Here is a 23,203-nt window from a genome sequence, read left to right on the forward strand (position 1 = left end):
GCGTCATGCTGTCAGCAGCATAGCCAACTGTGCGCGAGTATGCGGTGCGGCGACGCGATCGTCACCGGTCCGGTCAGCACAAACGTGACGGCCGCCCCATCGGGGCGGCCGTTTTGTTCACGATCAGCTGTTGTTGTGGTCGACCTTGATGGTCGGGTCGCTGCCGGCAATCAGGTTGTGAATGTTGGCGCTCGACCAGTTGTTGCCTTCCAGTTTGATCGTCACGTCCGGGGTTGCCGCCGCAGCGTCGCCGGAGTTGAACTTGCCCGCCGAGCTGACTTGCAGCGACGACGTGCCGTCGACCGTAGTGATCTTCAGGAAGTTGTCGATGGTGCTGCCGGTCTCGCCCTGCAACAGATCACGCAAGTCGATGCGGTCACCTTCGCTGGCGTTGAAATCCTTGATCACGTCGTTGCCGGTGTCGCCCGCCTTCCAGACGAAGGTGTCGGCACCCGAACCACCGATGAGAATGTCATTACCCTGACCGCCGATCAGCGTGTCGTTGCCGGTGCCGCCGAGCAGGATGTCATTGCCTTTGCCGCCATCGAGCAGGTCGTTGCCGCCCGAGCCGAACAGGATGTCATTGCCCGCGCCGCCCAGCAGTGTGTCGTTGCCGTCATGCGCACCGGAGACATCGAACGCCTGATAGTGCTCGGTGATGTACTGGTGCACGTTGCTGGTGGTGACTTTGCTGACATCGCCCCCGGTTTCCTTGGCAACGAACGCCTGCATCGCCTGATAACCTTCGCCGGCAATGCCGTTGAAGCTGACCAGATCGCCGAACAGGATGTCGTTGCCGTCGCCACCGCTGACGGTGTCGTTGCCCGGCAGCGTCGCTTCTGTGTGGCCGATGATCGAGTTGGCCAGATCCTTCGGATCGATGTTGGTCTGCGGCGTTTTATCCGAATCGTACGGCTTCAGATCGTTGAGGCTGACGCCGCTGTTGAGGCCGATGGCTTCGACGTTCGACAGGCCGCTGAGCAAGGTGAAGCTGCTGTTGGAGTTGGTAGTGGTGTAGTAATCGGTGCTGCTACCGCTGCCCGCCAGGCCGGAGAACTCATAGGTGCCGTCGCCCTGGGCGTGCAGCGTACCGAAGTTCTGATACGACCAATTGCCGCCCGATTTGGTCCAGACCGTCACCGAGCCGTTCGCGCTGATATCAATCTGGTGCGAGCTGTCCGGGTACAGGCTGACCGCTGTCCCCAACTTATAGTTGGTGGTGGTTATCAGGCTATCGAGGGTTTTGTTGCCGTACAGGTACGGGTTGGTCGACTCGCCGGTCTGGTAGTAGGTCGGCTGGCCGTCGGTGATGAAGTACGTGAGGTTTTTCGCCCCGGTGTTGGCCACGGCTTCCGCGCTCTGGAAGAAGTTGGCCGTGGTCTTGAACACGTCTTCATAGTTGGTGCCGCCGCCGGACGCCATCGAGTCCAGTACCGCTTTGAGCTTGGTCAGCGCGTTCGGGTCATTGAGGTTCACCGACACCGACTTGTTGACCTGGGTATCGAAGTCCACCAGGAAGATGTTCACCGTACCTGAGTTGCTGCCGCCCAGGCTCTGCTTGAGGGTGTTGAACACCGATGTCAGCGAGTCTTTGGCCGCGTTGAGCGACGACGCGGTCATGCTGCCAGAGCTGTCGACCATGAACGCGATGTTGTAGTTGGTGCCCGGCACCACGGTCAGACCACCGATGTCGGCGACCATGATGTCGTTGCCATCGGTGCCGCTGAAGGTGTCGTCACCCGAAGTCGCGACAATGGCGTTGTAGACCGCCGGCACCACGGTGACCGGAATGGTCGCGGTGCTGCTGGCCGAGCCGCCGACCATCTCGGTGGAGGTCGAGGTCACGGTCAGGTTGAACTGGCCGTTGTAGTACGGCGGCGGGGTCACGGTCAGGCTGCCGAGGTTCCAGCCGGTGACGTTGGCGTCGCCGCTGCTGGCGGTGACGGTGAAGGTATGGCCCGCGCCATCGCTGAGCACCGAGCCGACTGGCGCGCCGCTGATCTTCACGCTCAGGGTTTCCGAGCCGTCGGTGTCAGTCAGTGCGGTGGTGATTGCCGACAGTTTCACCGTGGTGCCTTCGGCGCCGGTGTTGAGTTTATAGCCGTCGTAATAGCCTTCGCCGTTGCTGCCGTGCAGATCGGAGACGGTCACGCCCGAATTCACCAGATCCTGCACGCCGGTGTAGATCGGTACGCCAGCGCTGCTCAGGTCGATCGGCGTGCTGCCGTTGACCGACAGGTTGACGTCGTAGCTGCCCGGGCCGCTCTGATTGTGGTGGTAGATATCCAGTGTGTAGTAGCCGCTGGTGGTCGGGGTGAACGAACCGCTGATCGCACCGCCCGCGCCCCAGGTACCCGAAGCCACGCTCTTGCCGCCAATGGTGATCAGCAGGCTGTCGTCGGCAACACCACTGAAGGAATAGGTTTTGCCGGCTTCCAGGTAGATCAGGCCCGAAGTTTTCGAAGCGGTGCCGGCGGCCACACTGCCGTCCGACTGCACGTTAGTCACGTTGCCGCTGCTGTTCGGGGTGCCGGCACCGTCGATCACGTTTTTCAGGGTGGTCGAGTTCGCACCGCTACCGTCGGTACCCAGACCTGACAGACCGGTCCAGACTTCTTTGATCAAACCGGTCGACTTCACGCTGTTGTCGGCCACGCTCACGGTCGGCGCATCCGCTACCGGGGTGATGTCGATCTTCACGGTGCCGGTGTTGCCCAGCAGTTGACCGTCGGTTGGCTGGAACTTGATCTGCGCGTAGTCCGCCTGATTGTTGCCCAGGCCGCTGCCGCCGTAACCGTTGACGCCCGACTCGTTGGCATCCGGCAGGAAGCGCAGCTTGCCCGCGTCGATGTCAGCCTTGCTGAAGGTCTGGTTGTTGGCGACGTCCTTCCAGGTCGAGCCGTCCAGGTACTGCAGTTTGCCTTCGCCCGGCAGTTGGGTAATTTTGATGCCGAGGCTGTTGGCCGGGCTGTCGACGTCAGTTACGCCGAAAGTCGACCAGCCGAGTACCAGCGGCGTGTCTTCGGTGCCGGTGACATTGCTCGGTGCAGCAACCGGAGCGTCGTTGACCGCCACCACGTTGACCGTGGTGGTCGCGGTGTTGGAGTAATTGCCGCCATCGGTCACGGTCACGGTGATGATCCGCGGCACGGTGCTCGGGTTTTCACTGCTATTGGTGAAGCTGATGTTCTTGATGGCCTGCATGTAATCAGCCAGCGTCGCGTTGCCCGACAAGGTCAGGGTCACGGTGCCGTTGGTGCTGTTGGCATTGATGGTGATGCCGTTGACGCTGTTGCCCAGGTTCAGCGCATCGCCGTCCTGACGGTTGGTCAGGACTACAGTGGCGCCGGTGAGCATGGTGCTGTCCGGGTCGGTGATGCTGATATCGGTGTCGGCAATCGACACACCAGCGCCCGGGGTGTTTTCGGTGAAGGTCACCTTGTAGTCGGCACCGGTGGCGCCGCTGGAGTTGTTGGCATCCAGGTCGATGACCGGCGGTGCGTCGTTGTCGATGATCGACGTGCTGACGCTGCCATTGGTGCTGCTGACCGCGAGGTTCTCGAAGTTGCCGCCAGTGGCCGAATCGATCTTGACCACGAAGTTCTCGGTGCCTTCGGTGATCTTGTCATCGATGGTCGCGACGTTGAACTGCGCGCTGCTCGCACCGGCCGGGATCTTCACGGTGTACACGCCGGTGAAGTCCGAACCGTCGGCGGCGGTGCCGCTGTAGACGATTTTCAGGGTCACTTCGGTTTGCGCCGGGTGGTTCAGGCTGACCGTGTAGCTGGCGGTCTGGCCTTCGGTCACCGAGCTGCTGCCAGTGATGCTGACCGTGGTGGTATCGACCGTGTCGGTGACGTTGGTCACGGCTGGCGTGTTGCTGGTCACCAGATTTTCGAAGCTGCCGCCGCTGGTGCCGGTGATGGTCGCCTGCACGGTGCCGGCGTCTTTGTAGACGTCATCGGCCGGAGCCGGAACGGTCACGGTGCCAGTGGTTTTGCCGGCGTCGATGGTGATCACCGAACCGTTGCTGAGGGTCACGGTGACTGGCGAGCCAGCGGCGTTGGTCAGGGTCGCGGTGTAGGTGATCTGGCCACCTTCGGCCACGGTGCCGGTCGCGGACAGCGACAGGTTGGTGGTGTCGACGGTGTCAGTGACGGTAGTCGAAACCGGAGTCTTGTCGGCGACCAGGTTCTCGTAGTTGCCGCCCGTGACGTTGGTGATCGAGTTGGTCAGCGGTGCGTGACCAGTCAGTGCGTCGTTTGGCGCGGTAGTGGTCGCGGTGCCAGTGGTCTGGCCGACGCCGATGGTAATGGTCTGACCGTTGGCCAGCGTTACAACCACAGGCGAACCGGTCACCGGAGCACCGACGGTCGCGGTGTAGACGACGTTGCCGCCCTCTGCCGCTGTGCTGGTAGCTGTCAGTTTCACAGTGGTGGTGTCGATGGTGTCGGTGACGCTGGTGATTGCCGGCGTGGTACTTGGCACGAGGTTTTCGAAGTTGCCACCGGTGGCGGTGCTGATGGTCGCCTGCACGGTGCCGGCATCTTTGTAGACGTCGTCAGCCGGGGCTGGAACGGTCACGGTGCCGGTGGTTTTACCGGCGTCGATGGTGATCACGGCGCCGTTGCTCAGCGTCACGGTCACTGGCGAGCCAGCGGCGTTGGTCAGGGTCGCGGTGTAAACAATCGAACCGCCTTCAGCGACCGAATTGGTAGCACTGAGCGACAGATTGGTCGTGTCGACAGTGTCGGTCACGTTGGTGCTGACTGGCGTCTTGTCGGCCACGAGATTTTCGTAGTTTCCGCCGGTCACGTTGGTGATCGAGTTGGTCAGTGGCGCATGACCGGTCAATGCATCGTTTGGCGCTGCGGTGGTCGCGGTGCCGGTGGTCTGTCCCACGCCGATGGTAATCGTCTGACCGTTGGCCAGGGTCACCACAACTGGCGAACCAGTGACCGGAGCACCAACAGTGGCGGTGTACGTGACGTTGCCACCCTCAGCTGTCGACTCTGTTGCTGTCAGTTTGACAGTGGTGGTGTCGATCGTGTCGGTAACGCTGGTCACGGCCGGCGTAGTGCTAGGCACCAGATTTTCGAAGTTGCCACCGGTGGCGGTGCTGATGGTCGCCTGCACGGTGCCCGCATCTTTGTAGACGTCGTCGGCCGGGGCTGGAACGGTCACGGTGCCAGTGGTTTTGCCGGCGTCGATGGTGATCACTGCGCCGTTCGACAGCGTCACGGTCACTGGCGAGCCAGCAGCGTTGGTCAGCGTTGCGGTGTAAACAATCGAACCACCCTCGGCCACGGTACCGGTCGCGCTCAGCGACAGGTTGGTGGTGTCGACGGTATCGGTCACGTTGGTGCTGACTGGCGTCTTGTCGGCCACGAGATTTTCGTAGTTTCCGCCGGTCACGTTGGTGATCGAGTTGGTCAGCGGCGCATGACCGGTCAATGCATCGTTTGGCGCAGCGGTGGTTGCGGTGCCCGTAGTCTGGCCAACACCGATGGTGATGGTTTGACCATTGGCCAACGTCACGACAACTGGCGAGCCGGTAACCGGTGCGCCGACAGTCGCGGTGTAGACAACATTGCCGCCTTCAGCCGCCGACTCGGTGGCCGTGAGTTTGACGGTGGTGGTGTCGATGGTGTCGGTGACGCTGGTCACGGCTGGCGTCGTGCTCGGCACCAGATTTTCGAAGTTGCCACCGGTGGCGTTGCTGATCGTCGCCTGCACGGTGCCGGCATCTTTGTAGACGTCGTCGGCCGGGGCTGGAACGGTCACGGTGCCAGTGGTTTTACCGGCGTCGATGGTGATCACGGCGCCGTTGCTCAGTGTCACGGTGACTGGCGAGCCAGCGGCGTTGGTCAGCGTTGCGGTGTAAACAATCGAGCCACCCTCGGCCACGCTACCGGTCGCGCTCAGCGACAGGTTGGTGGTGTCGACAGTGTCGGTGACATTGGTCGAAACCGGGGTCTTGTCGGCCACCAGGTTCTCGTAGTTGCCGCCAGTGACATTGGTGATCGAGTTGGTCAGCGGTGCGTGGCCAGTCAGTGCGTCGTTTGGCGCGGTAGTGGTCGCGGTGCCAGTGGTCTGGCCGACGCCGATGGTAATCGTCTGACCGTTGGCCAGGGTAACGACAACCGGCGAGCCGGTGACTGGCGCGCCGACAGTCGCGGTGTAGGTGACGTTGCCACCTTCAGCTGCCGACTCTGTCGCTGTCAGTTTGACGGTGGTGGTGTCGATGGTATCGGTGACTTCGGTCACGGCCGGCGTCGTGCTCGGCACCAGGTTTTCGAAGTTGCCACCGGTAGCGGTGGAGATCGTCGCTTCAACCTTGCCGGCGTCTTTGTAGACGTCGTCGGCCGGGGCTGGAACGGTCACGGTGCCAGTGGTTTTGCCGGCGTCGATGGTAATCACCGCGCCGTTCGACAGGGTCACGGTCACTGGCGAGCCAGCAGCGTTGGTCAGCGTTGCGGTGTAAACAATCGAACCACCCTCGGCCACGGTACCGGTCGCGCTCAGCGACAGATTGGTGGTGTCGACGGTGTCGGTCACGTTGGTGCTGACGGGCGTCTTGTCGGCCACGAGATTTTCGTAGTTTCCGCCGGTCACGTTGGTGATCGAGTTGGTCAGCGGCGCATGACCGGTCAATGCATCGTTTGGCGCAGCGGTGGTTGCGGTGCCCGTAGTCTGGCCAACACCGATGGTGATGGTTTGACCATTGGCCAACGTCACGACAACTGGCGAGCCGGTAACCGGTGCGCCGACAGTCGCGGTGTAGACAACATTGCCGCCTTCAGCCGCCGACTCGGTGGCCGTGAGTTTGACGGTGGTGGTGTCGATGGTATCGGTGACTTCGGTCACGGCCGGCGTAGTGCTAGGCACCAGATTTTCGAAGTTGCCACCGGTGGCGGTGCTGATGGTCGCCTGCACGGTGCCCGCATCTTTGTAGACGTCGTCGGCCGGGGCTGGAACGGTCACGGTGCCAGTGGTTTTGCCGGCGTCGATGGTGATCACTGCGCCGTTCGACAGCGTCACGGTCACTGGCGAGCCAGCAGCGTTGGTCAGCGTTGCGGTGTAAACAATCGAACCACCCTCGGCCACGGTACCGGTCGCGCTCAGCGACAGGTTGGTGGTGTCGACGGTATCGGTCACGTTGGTGCTGACTGGCGTCTTGTCGGCCACGAGATTTTCGTAGTTTCCGCCGGTCACGTTGGTGATCGAGTTGGTCAGCGGCGCATGACCGGTCAATGCATCGTTTGGCGCAGCGGTGGTTGCGGTGCCCGTAGTCTGGCCAACACCGATGGTGATGGTTTGACCATTGGCCAACGTCACGACAACTGGCGAGCCGGTAACCGGTGCGCCGACAGTCGCGGTGTAGACAACATTGCCGCCTTCAGCCGCCGACTCGGTGGCCGTGAGTTTGACGGTGGTGGTGTCGATGGTGTCGGTGACGCTGGTCACGGCTGGCGTCGTGCTCGGCACCAGATTTTCGAAGTTGCCACCGGTGGCGTTGCTGATCGTCGCCTGCACGGTGCCGGCATCTTTGTAGACGTCGTCGGCCGGGGCTGGAACGGTCACGGTGCCAGTGGTTTTGCCGGCGTCGATGGTGATCACGGCGCCGTTGGACAGGGTCACGGTCACTGGCGAGCCAGCCGCGTTGGTCAGCGTTGCGGTGTAAACAATCGAACCACCCTCGGCCACTGTCCCTGTGGCGCTGAGCGACAGGTTAGTGGTGTCGACGGTGTCGGTCACGGTGGTGCTGACCGGAGTTTTGTCGGCAACAAGGTTTTCGTAGTTGCCGCCGGTCACGTTGGTGATCGAGTTGGTCAGTGGCGCATGGCCGGTCAACGCATCATTTGGTGCGGTGAAGGTCACGGTACCGGTGGTTTTGCCGACTTCGATGGTGATGTTCTGGCCGTTAGCCAGGGTCACGGTGACCGGCGAACCGGTTACTGGAGCGCCCACAGTGGCGGTGTAAGTGACGGTGCCGCCTTCAGCCACGGACGTATCGGCGGTCAGTTTGACGGTCGAGGTGTCGATGGTGTCGGTGACTTCGGTCACGGCCGGCGTCGTGCTCGGCACCAGGTTTTCGAAGTTGCCACCGGTAGCGGTGGAGATCGTCGCTTCAACCTTGCCGGCGTCTTTGTAGACGTCGTCGGCTGGCGCTGGAACGGACACGGTGCCGCTGGTTTTGCCGGCGTCGATGGTAATCACCGCGCCGTTCGACAGGGTCACGGTCACTGGCGAGCCAGCAGCGTTGGTCAATGTCGCGGTATAGATGATCGAACCGCCTTCGGCCACAGAACCGGTCGCACTGAGCGACAGGTTGGTGGTGTCGACGGTGTCGGTGACCGTGGTCGAAACCGGGGTCTTGTCGGCAACCAGATTTTCGTAGTTGCCGCCAGTGACACCGGTGATCGCGTTGGTGATCGGCGCGTGGCCGGTCAGGGCATCGTTCGGTGCGGTGAAGGTTACGGTGCCGGTGGTTTTGCCGACTTCGATAGTGATGTTCTGACCGTTGGCCAGGGTCACCACAACCGGCGAGCCTGTCACAGGCGCCCCGACTGTCGCGGTGTAAGTGACGGTGCCCCCTTCAGCGGCGGTCTCGGTCGCCGTCAGTTTCACGGTCGAGGTGTCGATGGTGTCAGTCACTTCGGTGACGGCTGGAACAGTGCTCGGCACCAGGTTTTCGAAGTTGCCACCGGTAGCGGTCGAAATCGTCGCTTCGACTTTTCCGGCGTCTTTGTAGACGTCGTCAGCCGGAGCTGGAACTGTCACGGTGCCGCTGGTTTTGCCGGCTTCGATGGTGATTACCGCGCCGTTCGACAGGGTCACCGTGACTGGCGAGCCTGCAGCGTTGGTCAGGGTTGCGGTGTAAACAATCGAACCACCCTCGGCCACAGAACCCGTGGCGCTGAGCGACAGGTTAGTGGTGTCGACAGTGTCGGTGACATTGGTCGAAACCGGTGTCTTGTCGGCAACCAGATTTTCGAAGTTACCACCGCTCACCTCAGTGATCGCATTGGTCAGCGGCGTGTGGCCGGTCAATGCATCGTTCGGTGCGGTGGTGGTCGCGGTGCCGGTGGTCTGGCCAACACCAATGGTGATGGTCTGACCGTTAGCCAGGGTCACGACCACAGGGGAACCGGTCACTGGCGCGCCGACGGTTGCGGTGTAAGTCACGCTGCCACCCTCAGCCGCCGACTCGGTCGCGGTGAGCTTGACGGTGGTGGTGTCGATGGTATCGGTGACGTTGGTCACGGCCGGCACAGTGCTCGGCACCAGATTTTCGAAGTTACCGCCCGTTGCATCCTTGATCGTCACTTCGACCTTGCCGGCGTCTTTGTAGACGTCATCGGCAGGCGCTGGAACGGTTACGGTGCCGGTGGTTTTGCCGGCTTCGATAATGATCACCGAACCGTTCGACAGGGTCACGGTCACCGGGGTGCCGGCCGGGTTGGTCAGCGTCGCGGTGTAAACGATCGAACCGCCTTCAGCCACCGAATCGGTTGCGGTCAGGTTCAGGTTGGTGGTGTCGGTGGTGTCCGAAACCGCGGTGTCGGCGGACTTGCCGTCGACCGCGAGTTTTTCGTAGTTGCCACCGGTAGCGCCGTCGATGGTTACGCTCAGCGAGCTGCCACCAGCCAGTGGGCTGTTCGGTGCAACGAAGTTCACCGAACCGGTGGTTTCACCGACAGCGATGGTAATGGTCTGGCCGTTGGACAGGGTCAGGACAACCGGTGAGCCAGTCACTGGCGCGGTCACGGTCGCGGTGTAGACCACGGTTTCGCCTTCAGCGACGTTCGCCGTGGCGGTCAGCGACACGGTGGAGGTGTCGATGGTGTCGTTGACGGTGGTGACGGCCGGAGTAGTGCTGGTGACGAGGTTTTCGAAGTCGCCACCGGTCGCGCCCTTGATGGTCGCTTCAACGGTACCGGCATCTTTGTAGACGTCATCTTTCGGCGCGTCGACGGTGACGGTGCCGGTGGTTTTGCCGGCGTCGATGGTGATCACGGCACCGTTCGACAGAGTCACGGTGACTGGCGAACCAGCGGCGTTGGTCAGGGTCGCGGTGTAGGTGATCTGGCCGCCTTCGTTCACCGAACCGGTCGCGGTCAGCGACAGGTTGGTGGTGTCGACGGTGTCGGTGACGGTGGTGCTGACCGGGGTTTTGTCAGCCACGAGGTTTTCGTAATTGCCGCCGGAAACGTCGGTGATCGCGTTGGTCAGTGGAGCGTGGCCAGTCAACGCATCGTTTGGCGCGGTGGTGGTCACGGTGCCGGTGGTTTTACCCACTTCGATGGTGATGTTCTGACCGTTGGCCAGGGTCACCACAACCGGCGAACCGGTCACCGGTGCACCGACCGTGGCGGTGTAGGTGACGGTGCCACCTTCAGCCGCCGACTCGGTGGCGGTCAGTTTGACCGTCGAAGTGTCGATGGTGTCAGAGACGTCGGTAACGGCTGGGTTGGTGCTCGGAACGAGGTTCTCGAAGTTGCCGCCAGTGGCGTCCTTGATCGTGACTTCAACTTTGCCGGCGTCTTTATAGACGTCATCGGCGGGCGCAGCGACGGTGACGGTGCCAGTGGTTTTACCCGCCTCAATGGTGATCACGGCGCCGTTGGACAGGGTAACGGTGACTGGCGTGCCGGCCGGATTGGTCAGTGTTGCGGTGTAAACGATCGAACCGCCTTCAGCCACGGTGTCGGTCGCAGTCAGCGACAGGTTGGTGGTGTCGACAGTGTCAGTAACAGTGGTCGAAACCGGAGTCTTGTCGGCAACCAGATTCTCGTAGTTACCGCCGCTTACGTCAGTGATCGCATTGGTCAGCGGGGTGTGGCCGTTCAACGCATCGTTCGGCGCAGTGGTGGTCACGGTGCCGGTGGTTTTGCCGATTTCGATGGTGATGTTCTGGCCGTTGGCCAGGGTCACGACGACCGGCGAACCGGTGACTGGAGCGCCTACGGTGGCGGTGTAAGTAACGGTGCCACCTTCAGCCGCTGACTCGGTGGCGGTCAGTTTGACGGTGGTAGTGTCGATGGTATCAGTCACTTCGGTAACGGCTGGCGTGGTGCTCGGGACCAGGTTCTCGAAATTACCGCCAGACACATCCTTGATGGTGACTTCGACTTTGCCGGCGTCTTTGTAGACGTCATCGGCTGGCGCAGCGACAGTCACGGTGCCGGTGGTTTTACCGGCCTCGATGGTGATGGTCGAGCCGTTCGACAGGTTCACAGTCACCGGCGAGCCAGCCGGGTTGGTCAGCGTCGCGGTGTAGATGATCGAGCCGCCCTCGGCGACCGAGTTGGTGGCGCTGAGCGACAGGTCAGTGGTGTCGATGGTGTCAGTGACCGTGGTCGAAACCGGGGTCTTGTCGGCCACCAGGTTTTCGTAGTTACCGCCGCTTACACCCGTGATCGAATTACCCAGCGACGCCTGACCGGTCAGTGCATCGTTCGGCGCGGTGAAGGTCACGGTGCCGGTGGTCTTGCCGACTTCGATGGTGATGTTCTGGCCGTTGGCCAGGGTCACCACTACCGGCGAACCGGTGACCGGCGCGCCAACAGTGGCGGTGTAGGTGACGGTGCCACCTTCGGCCACAGTGGTGTCGGCCGTCAGTTTCACGGTCGAGGTGTCGATGGTGTCAGTGACGTCGGTCACGGCTGGCGTGGTGCTCGGGACCAGATTCTCGAAGTTGCCGCCAGTGGCGTCCTTGATGGTCACTTCGACTTTGCCGGCGTCCTTGTAGACGTCATCGGCAGGCGCTGCAACGGTCACGGTGCCGGTGGTTTTGCCCGCTTCGATGGTGATCACCGAACCGTTGCTCAGGGTCACGGTCACTGGCGTGCCGGCCGGATTGGTCAGGGTCGCGGTGTAAACAATTGAACCGCCTTCAGCCACGGTGCCGGTCGCGCTCAGCGTCAGGTCGGTGGTGTCAGTGGTGTCGGTGACGGTGGTGCTGACCGGAGTTTTGTCGGCCACGAGGTTTTCGTAATTGCCGCCGGAAACGTCGGTGATCGCGTTGGTCAGTGGAGCGTGGCCAGTCAACGCATCGTTTGGCGCGGTGGTGGTCACGGTGCCGCTGGTTTTACCCACTTCGATGGTGATGTTCTGGCCGTTGGCCAGGGTCACCACAACTGGCGAGCCAGTGACTGGCGCACCGACCGTGGCGGTGTAGGTGACAGTGCCACCTTCAGCCGCGGACTCGGTAGCGGTCAGTTTGACCGTCGAAGTGTCGATGGTGTCAGAGACGTCGGTAACGGCTGGGTTGGTGCTCGGAACGAGGTTCTCGAAGTTGCCGCCAGTGGCGTCCTTGATCGTGACTTCAACTTTGCCGGCGTCTTTATAGACGTCATCGGCGGGCGCAGCGACGGTGACGGTGCCAGTGGTTTTACCCGCCTCAATGGTGATCACGGCGCCGTTGGACAGGGTAACGGTGACTGGCGTGCCGGCCGGATTGGTCAGTGTTGCGGTGTAAACGATCGAACCGCCTTCAGCCACGGTGTCGGTCGCAGTCAGCGACAGGTTGGTGGTGTCGACAGTGTCAGTAACAGTGGTCGAAACCGGGGTCTTGTCGGCAACGAGGTTCTCGTAGTTACCACCGCTCACATCAGTAATCGCGTTGGTCAGCGGCGTGTGGCCAGTCAGCGCATCGTTTGGTGCAGTGGTAGTCACGGTGCCGGTGGTTTTGCCGACTTCAATAGTGATGTTCTGACCATTGGCCAGAGTCACGACCACCGGCGAACCGGTCACCGGTGCGCCAACAGTGGCGGTGTAAGTGACGGTGCCACCTTCAGCGGCAGTCTCGGTGGCGGTCAGTTTGACCGTCGAGGTGTCGATGGTATCGGTTACGTCAGTGACAGCCGGAACGGTGCTTGGCACCAGGTTCTCGAAGTTGCCGCCAGTCGCGTCCTTGATGGTGACTTCGACTTTGCCGGCGTCTTTGTAGACGTCATCGACGGGCGCCGGAACGGTCACGGTGCCAGTGGTTTTGCCAGTCTCGATGGTGATCACCGAGCCGTTCGACAGGGTCACGGTAACAGGCGAACCTGCGGCATTGGTCAGGGTCGCGGTGTAAGTGATCTGGCCGCCTTCAGTCACGGTGCCCGTCGCGCTCAGGGTCAGGTTGGTGGTGTCAGTGGTGTCGGTGACCGTGGTGCTGACCGGCGTTTTGTCGGCAACGAGATCTTCGTAGTTGCCGCCGCTCACGCCTGTGATCGCGTTGGTGATCGGCGCGTGGCCAGTCAGCGCATCGTTTGGTGCAGTGGTGGTCACGGTGCCGGTGGTTTTGCCGACTTCAATGGTGATGTTCTGACCATTCGCCAGAGTCACGACCACAGGCGAACCGGTCACTGGAGCACCGATAGTGGCGGTATAGGTGACGGTGCCACCTTCAGCGGCCGTCTCGGTGGCGGTCAGTTTCACCGTCGAGGTATCAACGGTATCGGTCACGTCGGTGACGGCAGGAACGGTGCTTGGCACCAGGTTCTCGAAGTTGCCGCCAGTCGCGTCCTTGATCGTGACTTCGACTTTGCCGGCGTCTTTGTAGACGTCATCGGCTGGCGCTGGAACGGTCACGGTGCCAGTGGTTTTGCCGGCCTCGATGGTGATCACCGAGCCGTTCGACAGGGTCACGGTAACAGGCGAACCTGCGGCATTGGTCAGGATCGCGGTGTAAGTGATCTGGCCGCCTTCAGCCACGGTGCCCGTCGCACTCAGCGTCAGGTCGGTGGTGTCAGTGGTGTCGGTGACGGTGGTGCTGACGGGGGTTTTGTCGGCCACGAGGTTTTCGTAATTGCCGCCGGAAACGTCGGTGATCGCGTTGGTCAGCGGAGCCTGGCCAGTCAGTGCATCGTTTGGCGCAGTGGTGGTCACGGTGCCGCTGGTTTTGCCGACTTCAATGGTGATGTTCTGGCCGTTGGCCAGGGTCACGACCACGGGCGAGCCGGTCACCGGCGCGCCGACAGTGGCGGTGTAAGTGACGGTGCCGCCTTCAGCGACCGAGGTGTCAGCCGTCAGCTTTACGGTCGACGTGTCGATGGTATCAGTCACTTCGGTAACGGCTGGCGTGGTGCTCGGGACCAGGTTCTCGAAATTACCGCCAGACACATCCTTGATGGTGACTTCGACTTTGCCGGCGTCTTTGTAAACGTCATCAGCTGGCGCCGGAACAGTCACGGTGCCAGTGGTTTTACCCGCGTCGATGGTGATCACCGAACCGTTGCTCAGGGTCACGGTAACGGGCGTGCCGGCCGGATTGGTCAGCGTCGCGGTGTAAACGATCGAACCACCCTCGGCCACGGAACCGGTGGCGCTCAGCGACAGGTCGGTGGTGTCGGCGACATCGGTAACAGTGGTCGATACCGGGGTCTTGTCGGCAACCAGATCTTCGTAATTACCACCGGAAACACCGGTGATCGAGTTGGTCAGCGGCGCATTGCCGGTCAACGCATCGTTAGGGGCAGTGGTGGTCACGGTGCCGCTGGTTTTGCCGACTTCGATGGTGATGTTCTGACCGTTGGCCAGGGTCACGATCACTGGCGAGCCAGTCACCGGCGCACCGACGGTGGCGGTGTAAGTGACGGTGCCGCCTTCAGCCACCGAGGTGTCAGCCGTCAGTTTCACGGTCGACGTGTCGATGGTGTCGGTCACTTCGGTCACGGCTGGAGCGGTGCTTGGCACCAGGTTCTCGAAGTTGCCGCCGGAAGCGTCCTTGATGGTCACTTCAACTTTGCCGGCGTCTTTATAGACGTCATCGGCTGGCGCCGGAACGGTCACGGTGCCAGTGGTTTTGCCTGCCTCGATGGTGATCACCGAGCCATTGCTCAGGGTCACGGTGACTGGGGTGCCGGCAGGATTGGTCAGGGTCGCGGTGTAAACAATCGAACCACCTTCGGCCACGGTCCCGGTTGCCGTCAGCGACAGGTTGGTGTCGTCGATCGAGTCGGTAATGGTGGTGGTCGCTGGCGTCGTGTTCGGCACCAGATTTTCGAAGTTGCCGCCGGTAGTACCGGTGATGGTGGTGCTGACGGTGCTGCCATTGTTGTAAACGTCGTTGGCCGCAGTCGGCACGTTGACGGTGCCGGTGGTCTGGCCGGCGTCAATGGTGATGGTAGAGCCGTTCGACAGGGTGATCGTCACCGGAGTCTGCGCAGCATTGGTCAGCGTCGCGGTGTAAGTGATCTGGCCGCCTTCGACGACCGTACCGGTGGCGGTAAGGCTCACGCTGGTGGTGTCGATCGAATCGGTAACGGTGGTGGTCGCAGGCGTAGTGTTCGGCACCAGGCTTTCAAAATTGCCGCCAGTGGCGCCGGTAATGGTGGTGCTGACGGTGCCGCCATTGTTGTAGACGTCATTGGCCGCCGTCGGCACGTTGACGGTGCCGGTGGTCTGCCCAGCCTCAATGGTGATGGTCGAACCGTTCGACAGGGTGACCGTTACCGGGGTTTGCGCCGGGTTGGTCAGAGTCGCGGTGTAGGTGATCTGGCCGCCTTCGACCACTGTGCCGGTGGCAGTCAGGGTCAGATTAGTGGTGTCGATCGAATCGGTGATGGTGGTCACCGCTGGCGTCGGGTTCGGCACCAGGTTTTCGAAGTTGCCGCCAGTCGCACCGGTAATCGTCGTGGTGACAGTGCTGCCGTTGTTATAGACGTCGTTGGCCGGGGTCGGCACGTTGACCGTGCCGGTGGTCTGGCCGGCGCCGATGGTGATGGTCGAGCCGTTCGACAGGGTGACGGTCACCGGGGTTTGCGCCGGGTTGGTCAGGGTCGCGGTGTAAGTGATCTGCCCGCCTTCGGTGACACTCGGCCCAGCCGTCAGGGTGACGGTGGTGGTGTCGATGGTGTCAGTGACCTGGGTCGTGGCCGGAGTGGTTGGCGTGGTCACGGTGATGCCATTGCCGCCGGTGGTGCCGGTGACGGTCACGTCGATCTGGGTCGGGTCGTTGTAAACGGTGTCGTTCGGCGCCAGCGGCACATTGACGGTGCCAGTGGTTGCGCCTGCCGGAATCACAATCACCGCGCCGTTGGACAGGGTGATGGTCAGGTCGGTCAGCGGCGCCTGGGTCAGGGTCGCGGTGTACACCAGCACGCCGCCGGCTTCGGTGATGGATGGCGTGGCGCTGAGGCTCAGGGTCGAATCACGCAAGGCGTTGGTGGTGGTGTCGGTGGTCTGGCCGCCGGTGATGTTTTGCGCGGCTTGTCCGCCCGCGTTGATGCCTGCAGTCGGGAAACCAATGGTCGGGTCAACGCGGCCAGCGGTGGCGTCGAGCATGACGAAGCTGTGACCACCACCGGCGGCACCGCCCGTGCCTGCGGCACTCGGGCCGGCAGCAGTGGCGTCCAGCGCGGTGGTCGGGTCGACACCGGCGGCGATGGCTTGCTGCAGTTCGGCTACCGACGGCGCTGCCTGCGCAGTGGCTTCGGCCAGGTCAGTGCTGGAGTCAGGCGCGTTGGCGCTCCACTGGGTTTCACGGCCCAGATCGAGGGTGCGGCCATCAGCCAACTCAAGCGACACGGCGCCGGAGAGGCCGGTGTCGATCTGGTCACCCACGAACAGGCGATCGCCTTCAACGAGTACGCGACGTACACCCTCAGGGGAGACTGCAACTACCTGACCGACAATGCTTTTGACGATGGCAACAACACTGCTCATTGAAGACTCTCCGGGGTGTCACGTTCAGTTGACTTCCATAAACCTGATGGCTTTTAGCGCCGACTCAGTCTGGACGTACTTTTAAATTTTGCGAATCAAGTTTGACGCATCTAATCGTCAATAATTTGGCTATATTCTTTCGCTATTAACTTTATGCCAAACTATTGACCTTCTGGGTGCCATCCTAAACAATCGCCCCACTAATGTCACATTGATATTTCCGCGGCGACCTGTCCTTTAGCGTGTGATCCAGTTCCTGTTTTGAACTTTCCGACATACGGTCAATCTGGTTGCCATCATCCGACGCAGCGCCACGTTTTGCTGTGATTCAAGACAAGAAGTCCTGGGAAATTCCTATCATGCGTTCGCCCCTGCTTTTCGCCGTACCCTTCGCCCTCGCCGCCTCTTTTGTACAAGCACAATCCTTACCAGAAGCCATGCAGCAGGCACTGGATGTCCATCCGGAAATCCAGGCAGGGGTCAACAGTCGTTTGGCTGCGGATTATCAATTAAGAGCGGCGAAAGGGGGATACCTGCCGAAGGTCGATCTGCTCGGCGGTTATGGCCGTGAAGGCACCGACAGCGTCACCACCCGCGCCAATGGCGGCGGCAACCATTGGGAAACCCTGAACCGCAGCGAGTCAAGTTTACGTCTCTCGCAAATGGTCTTTGACGGTTTTGCGACGTCCAGCGAAGTCGGGCGTCAACAAGCCACCGTCAACTCCCGCGCCTACTCGTTGCTCGGCACTTCCGAGCGCACCGCGCTGACCGTCGCCCAGGTCTACCTAGATGTGCTGACCCGCCGCGAATTCGTGCGCTTGGCCGAGGACAACCTCAAGAGCCATCAGCGCATCTACGACCAGATCCAGTTGCGCACCCAGCGCGGCGTCGGCAGCGGTGCCGACCTCGATCAAGCCGAAGCGCGGATGGCCCAGGCTCGCAACAACCTGATCACCGAGCAAACCAATCTGGCCGACTCGGAAACCAACTTCCTCAGCGCCGTCGGCCAGATGCCTGATCAACTGGAGCGGCCGGCACCGTTCATGGCGATGATGCCGGCCAACCTCAATGAAGCGCGCCAGCAGATGCTGGAAAATAGCCCGATCCTGCGTTCGGCCGAGTCCGATATCGCCGCTGCCGAGAAACAGTACGAAACCGCCAAGTCGACCTTCTACCCGCGTTTCGACGCCGAACTGGGCCGTACCGCCGACAACGATCTCGATGGTCAGAACGGTCACAACAACGAATGGCAAGCGATGCTGCGCATGCGCTTCAACCTGTATTCCGGTGGCAGCAACAAGGCTGATCTGGAATCCAAGTCGTACCTGTCGAACCAAGCGCTGGACATCCGCAACAACGCCCTGCGCCAGTTGAACGAAGAACTCGGTCTGGCCTGGAACGCCTTGAACAACGCCAACGCGCAGGTGCCGATCGCGCAGCAATATGTCGACCACAGCACCTCGGTGCGCACCGCCTACCAGCGTCAGTTCAGCCTCGGCGAACGGACCCTGCTCGATTTGCTCGACAGCGAAAACGAGTTGTTCACCGCTTCGCGGCGTCTGGCGGAAATCAAAAACATTCAGTTATTTACTCAGTACCGAATCAAGGCGACCATGGGCGAGTTGCTCAGAAGCCAGGGAGTGGTCGCACCGTTGGCATCCGTTGTGCAGAACGACGTGAAGCCCAAGGTCCAGCTGCCTGGGATGAATTGAGTTATCCCTTTTCAACTGTCAAAGAGTGTCGAGCGTGGAATCAGAAGTCAGTCGAGTTCAACTCAGTCATGATCCACGCGCGTTGCACGACGATCCTTTACTGGACGGTCTGCTCGCCCTTTGCATGCTGCACCAGAAGCCCGCCAGCGCGGCGATGCTGACCACCGGCCTGCCGCTGCCCAAACAACGCCTGAGTGTCGAGTTGCTGCCCCGCGCGGCGGCTCGCGCCGGCCTGCAAGGTCGGGTGCTGCAGCGCAAACTGGAAGAAATTCCGGCGATCGCCATGCCGGCCTTGCTGCTGCTCAAGGATGGCCGCAGCGCCGTCCTGCTCGGCTGGCAGGGTGACCACGAAGCGCGGGTGTTGCTCAGCGAAACCGACGGCGGCGAGTCCATCGTCAGCCGCGAACTGCTCGCTGACGACTACACCGGCAAAGTCTTCTTCGCCCAGCCGCAACACAAATTCGACGTCAACCACGGCACGCTGATTCCACGTGCCCGCTCGTGGTTCCGCGACACCCTCAAGCGTTCGCGCTGGCTGTATGCCGATGCGATCGCCGCGAGTTTCCTGATCAACATCATCGCCATGGCCGCGCCGCTGTTCGTGATGAACGTCTACGATCGCGTGGTGCCGAACCAGGCCGAAGCGACCCTGTGGGTGCTGGCGCTGGGTATCACCGGCGCCTATATCTTCGACCTGGTCCTCAAAAGCCTGCGCAGCCTGTGCCTGGACCTGGCCGGGAAGAAAACCGACCTGATCATCTCTGCGACGCTGTTCGAGCGCATTGTTGGCATGGCGATGAAATACCGCCCGGCGCGGGTCGGCAGTTTTGCGCAGAACATCCATGAGTTTCAGAGCCTGCGCGACTTCCTCGCCTCGCTGACCCTGACCAGCCTGATCGACCTGCCGTTCACCATCCTCATCTTTATTGTCATCGCCATTCTCGGCGGGCACTTGGTGTGGATTCCGGTGCTGGCGTTCCCGATTGCCCTGCTGATCGGCTACGCGTTGCAGAAACCGCTGGTGGCGACCATGGAGCGCACCATGGCCCTCGGTGCCGAGCGCCAGTCGAGCCTGATCGAAACCCTCGCCGGCCTCGACGCGGTGAAGGTCAACAACGCCGAGAGCGAGCGCCAGTACCAGTGGGAACAGACCATCGGCACCCTCAGCCGCCTCGAGTTGCGAGTGAAAATGCTCTCCGGTCTGGCGATGAACATCACCCTGCTGATCCAGCAACTGGCCGGGGTGATCATGATCGTTTTCGGCGTCTACCAGATCATCGCCGGCAACTTGAGCATGGGCGGTCTGATTGCCTGCTACATGCTTAGCGGCCGCGCCCTCAGCCCGTTGGCCTCGCTGTCGGGTCTGTTGACGCGTTACCAGCAGGCGCGAGTGACCATGACCTCGGTCGACCAGATGATGGAGCTGCCGCAAGAGCGCAATTTCGAAGAGCGCCCGCTGAGCCGCAAGGTGCTGCAAGGCGCGATCGAGTGCCGCCAGCTCAGCTTCACCTACCCGGAACAACAGAACCCGGCGCTGAAAAACATCAACCTGGTGATTCGCCCCGGCGAGAAAATTGGCATCATCGGCCGCAGCGGCTCGGGCAAAAGCTCCCTGGCAAAACTGCTGGTCGGCCTCTATCAACCGGATGACGGCGCCTTGTTGGTCGACGGTGTGGATATTCGCCAGATCGATGTCAGCGAACTGCGCTACAACATCGGTTACGTGCCGCAAGACATCCAACTGCTGGCCGGCACTCTGCGTGACAACCTCGTCTCCGGCGCGCGTTATGTCGAAGACGAGCTTGTCCTGCAAGCTGCCGAACTGGCTGGCGTACACGAATTCGCCCGTCTGCACCCGCAAGGTTACGAGCTGCAAGTCGGCGAGCGCGGGCAGAACCTCTCCGGCGGTCAACGGCAGAACGTTGCACTGGCCCGGGCGCTGTTGCTCAATCCACCGATCCTGTTAATGGACGAGCCGACCAGCGCCATGGACAACACCGGTGAAGAACGACTCAAGCAACGCCTCGCGGCAGTGATAGAAAACAAGACCGTGGTGCTGGTGACGCACCGGGCGTCGCTGCTGTCGCTGGTCGATCGCCTGCTGGTGGTTGACCGTGGACAGATTCTCGCCGATGGCCCGAAAGCCGCCGTGATGGAAGCGTTGAAGAAGGGGCAGATCAGTGTTGCTTAAGTCGGGTTTCAAGGATTCGATCCGTCGCTACTTCAAAGGCTCTGCCTCGCTGCAGGGCCAGCCGCTGCCGGAGGTCAACAAAGCGCTGATCGAAGACGCCCCGCGCGTCGTGCGTCTGACCATCTGGGCGATCATCGGCTTCTTTATCTTCCTGCTGCTGTGGGCCAACTTCGCCGTGATCGACGAAGTGACCAAGGGCGACGGCAAGGCGATTCCGTCGTCGAAGATCCAGAAAATCCAGAACCTCGAAGGCGGGATCATCTCCGAGCTGTTCGTCAAGGAAGGCCAGATCGTCGAAGCCGGTGCACCACTGATTCGCCTCGACGACACACGATTTGCTTCCAACGTCGGCGAAACCGAAGCCGATCGCCTGTCGATGTTGCTGCGCGTAGAGCGTCTTAGCGCTGAAGTTGATGATCGTCCGCTGAATTTCCCCGAGGACGTGCTCAAGGCTGTGCCGGGACAGGCGAAAAGCGAAGAGTCGCTGTACATCAGCCGTCGTCAGCAACTGCACGACGAGATCGGTGGTTTGCAGGAGCAGTTGATCCAGCGTCAGCAAGAGCTGCGCGAATTCGCCTCCAAGCAAGCGCAGTATCGTCAGCAACTCGGCTTGCAGCGTCAGGAAATCAACATGTCCGAGCCGCTGGTGGCGCAGGGCGCGGTGTCCCCGGTGGAAGTGCTACGTCTGAAGCGTGCCGAGGTGGAAACCCGTGGTCAGCTGGATGCAACGACGCTGGCCATCCCGCGTGCCGAATCGGCGATCAAGGAAGTGCAGCGCAAGATCGACGAGACGCGCGGCAAATTCCGCAGCGAAGCGCTGACCCAACTCAATGAGGCGCGCACCGACCTGAACAAGGCCAGCGCGACCGGCAAGGCCCTGGAAGACCGCGTCAGCCGTACGCTGGTGACATCGCCAGTGCGCGGCATCGTCAACAAATTGCTGGTCAACACCATCGGCGGCGTGATCCAACCGGGCAGCGACATGGTCGAAATCGTCCCGCTGGACGATACCTTGCTGGTCGAAGCCAAGATTCGTCCGCAAGACATCGCGTTCTTGCACCCGGGGCAGGAAGCGATCGTGAAATTCACCGCGTACGACTACACCATTTACGGCGGGCTGAAAGCCAAGCTTGAGCAGATCGGCGCTGACACCATCACCGACGAAGACAAGAAAACCACTTACTACATCATCAAGGTGCGCACCGAGCGCAGCCACTTGGGTACCGATGAAAAGCCGTTGCTGATCATTCCGGGGATGGTGGCGTCGGTGGACATCATTACCGGCAAGAAGTCGGTGTTGAGTTATCTGCTCAAGCCGATCATTCGTGCGCGGGCAGAGGCGTTGCACGAGCGTTAGATCTTCAGCGCGGCTGCCGGCCTCTTCGTCGGTTCGCCGCCCGGAGCAGGCTCGCTCCCACATTTGGATTTCTTTTGAACACAGAATTTGTGTCCACTGAAGATCAACTGTGGGAGCGAGCTTGCTCGCGAAGGCGTCAGTCGGATCGCTGCATCTGTCAGGAAGTGACAAAAACCGTCACTCACCATCCAGTCCATTCCGCCATATCGTTATTCAATAACGGTATTTAATTTCCAATTCTTATAGCTATAAAGTCATCCCCCTGCGTACCTGCTGACCAATCGGCGCGCCGCACGACCTGAACCAACACGCAATCCAGCGTGAGTGTCTGATCGACGAGCGCGCCCGTGAGCGTGCCGTGCGTGGGAGATGGAAAGATGTCCGCAGCTACTGCTTCCCCAAGCGCCGCGACCGCCGCGCCGCAAGCCTTCGAAATCCGCCCTTTCAGCGGTGCCGTCGGCGCAGAGATCATTGGCCTCGACCTCACCCGGCCGATCAATGATCAGGACTTTGCGCGCATTCATCGCGCGCACCTGGATCACCACGTCGTGGTATTTCGCGACCAGCAAATCACCCCACAGCAACAGATCGACTTCAGCCGCCGCTTCGGCGTGTTGCAGATCCACGTGCTCAAGCAGTTCCTGCTGGCCAACCACCCGGAAATCCTCATCGTTTCCAACATCATCGAAAACGGCCAGAACATCGGCCTCGGTGATGCTGGCAAGTTCTGGCACTCCGACCTTTCCTATAAAGAGCTGCCAAGTCTCGGCTCGATGCTGCATGCGCAAGAGCTGCCTTCCGAGGGCGGCGATACGTTGTTCGCCGACATGCACAAAGCCTGGGACAGCTTGCCCGAGGCCTTGCGCAAAGCTGTTGAAGGTCGTTCGGCCGCGCATTCCTACACCGCCCGCTATAGCGAAACCAAATTCGAAGGCAACTGGCGCCCGACCCTGACCCCGGAGCAACTGGCTCAGGTCGCGGAAGTGGTGCACCCGGTGGTGCGCACGCATCCGGAGAACGGTCGCAAGGCGCTGTTCGTCAGCGAAGGGTTCACCACGCGCATCGTCGGCCTGCCCGAAGACGAGAGCCAGCAGCTGCTGACCGAGCTCTACGCCCACAGCGTGCTGCCGCAAAACATCTACCGCCATCAGTGGCAGCCCCACGATCTGGTGTTCTGGGACAACCGTTCGCTGATCCATCTCGCCGCCGGCTGCCCCGCGCACCTGCGCCGCAAGCTGTATCGCACGACCATTCAGGGCGACGCGCCTTTCTGATTCGCCGGAG

The 23,203-nt window shown here is 61.4% G+C and carries 5 protein-coding genes; 4 read left to right on the forward strand and 1 reads right to left on the reverse strand.

Annotated features, from left to right (window positions below; translation table 11 throughout):
- Positions 1-123 precede the first annotated feature (123 nt).
- Positions 124-16,659: a LapA family giant adhesin gene (locus AB4O01_RS21040; protein ID WP_460089416.1), complete on the reverse strand. Its 16,536-nt coding sequence runs from the start codon at positions 16,657-16,659 to the stop codon at positions 124-126.
- Between the two features lie 359 nt (positions 16,660-17,018).
- Here AB4O01_RS21040 and AB4O01_RS21045 point away from each other — a divergent pair, with 359 nt between their 5' ends.
- The 4 genes from AB4O01_RS21045 to AB4O01_RS21060 all read left to right on the forward strand — a co-directional run bounded on the left by AB4O01_RS21045 (position 17,019) and on the right by AB4O01_RS21060 (position 23,193).
- Positions 17,019-18,371 carry a TolC family outer membrane protein gene (locus AB4O01_RS21045; protein ID WP_093440182.1) on the forward strand — a complete coding sequence of 451 codons (1,353 nt, stop codon included), beginning with the start codon at positions 17,019-17,021 and terminating at the stop codon, positions 18,369-18,371.
- 34 nt (positions 18,372-18,405) lie between these two features.
- Positions 18,406-20,562 carry a type I secretion system permease/ATPase gene (locus tag AB4O01_RS21050; RefSeq protein WP_093440187.1) on the forward strand — a complete coding sequence of 719 codons (2,157 nt, stop codon included), beginning with the start codon at positions 18,406-18,408 and terminating at the stop codon, positions 20,560-20,562.
- The gene (locus AB4O01_RS21055; RefSeq protein WP_007918311.1) at positions 20,552-21,919 is read left to right on the forward strand and encodes an HlyD family type I secretion periplasmic adaptor subunit; all 1,368 of its coding nucleotides are present in this window, start codon (positions 20,552-20,554) and stop codon (positions 21,917-21,919) included. The genes AB4O01_RS21050 and AB4O01_RS21055 overlap by 11 nt, the downstream gene beginning before the upstream one ends.
- Positions 21,920-22,296: 377 nt before the next feature.
- Positions 22,297-23,193 carry a TauD/TfdA dioxygenase family protein gene (locus tag AB4O01_RS21060; RefSeq protein ID WP_099757657.1) on the forward strand — a complete coding sequence of 299 codons (897 nt, stop codon included), beginning with the start codon at positions 22,297-22,299 and terminating at the stop codon, positions 23,191-23,193.
- Positions 23,194-23,203 lie beyond the last annotated feature (10 nt).

The sequence above is a fragment of the Pseudomonas sp. S2_E02 genome, from assembly GCF_054668355.1.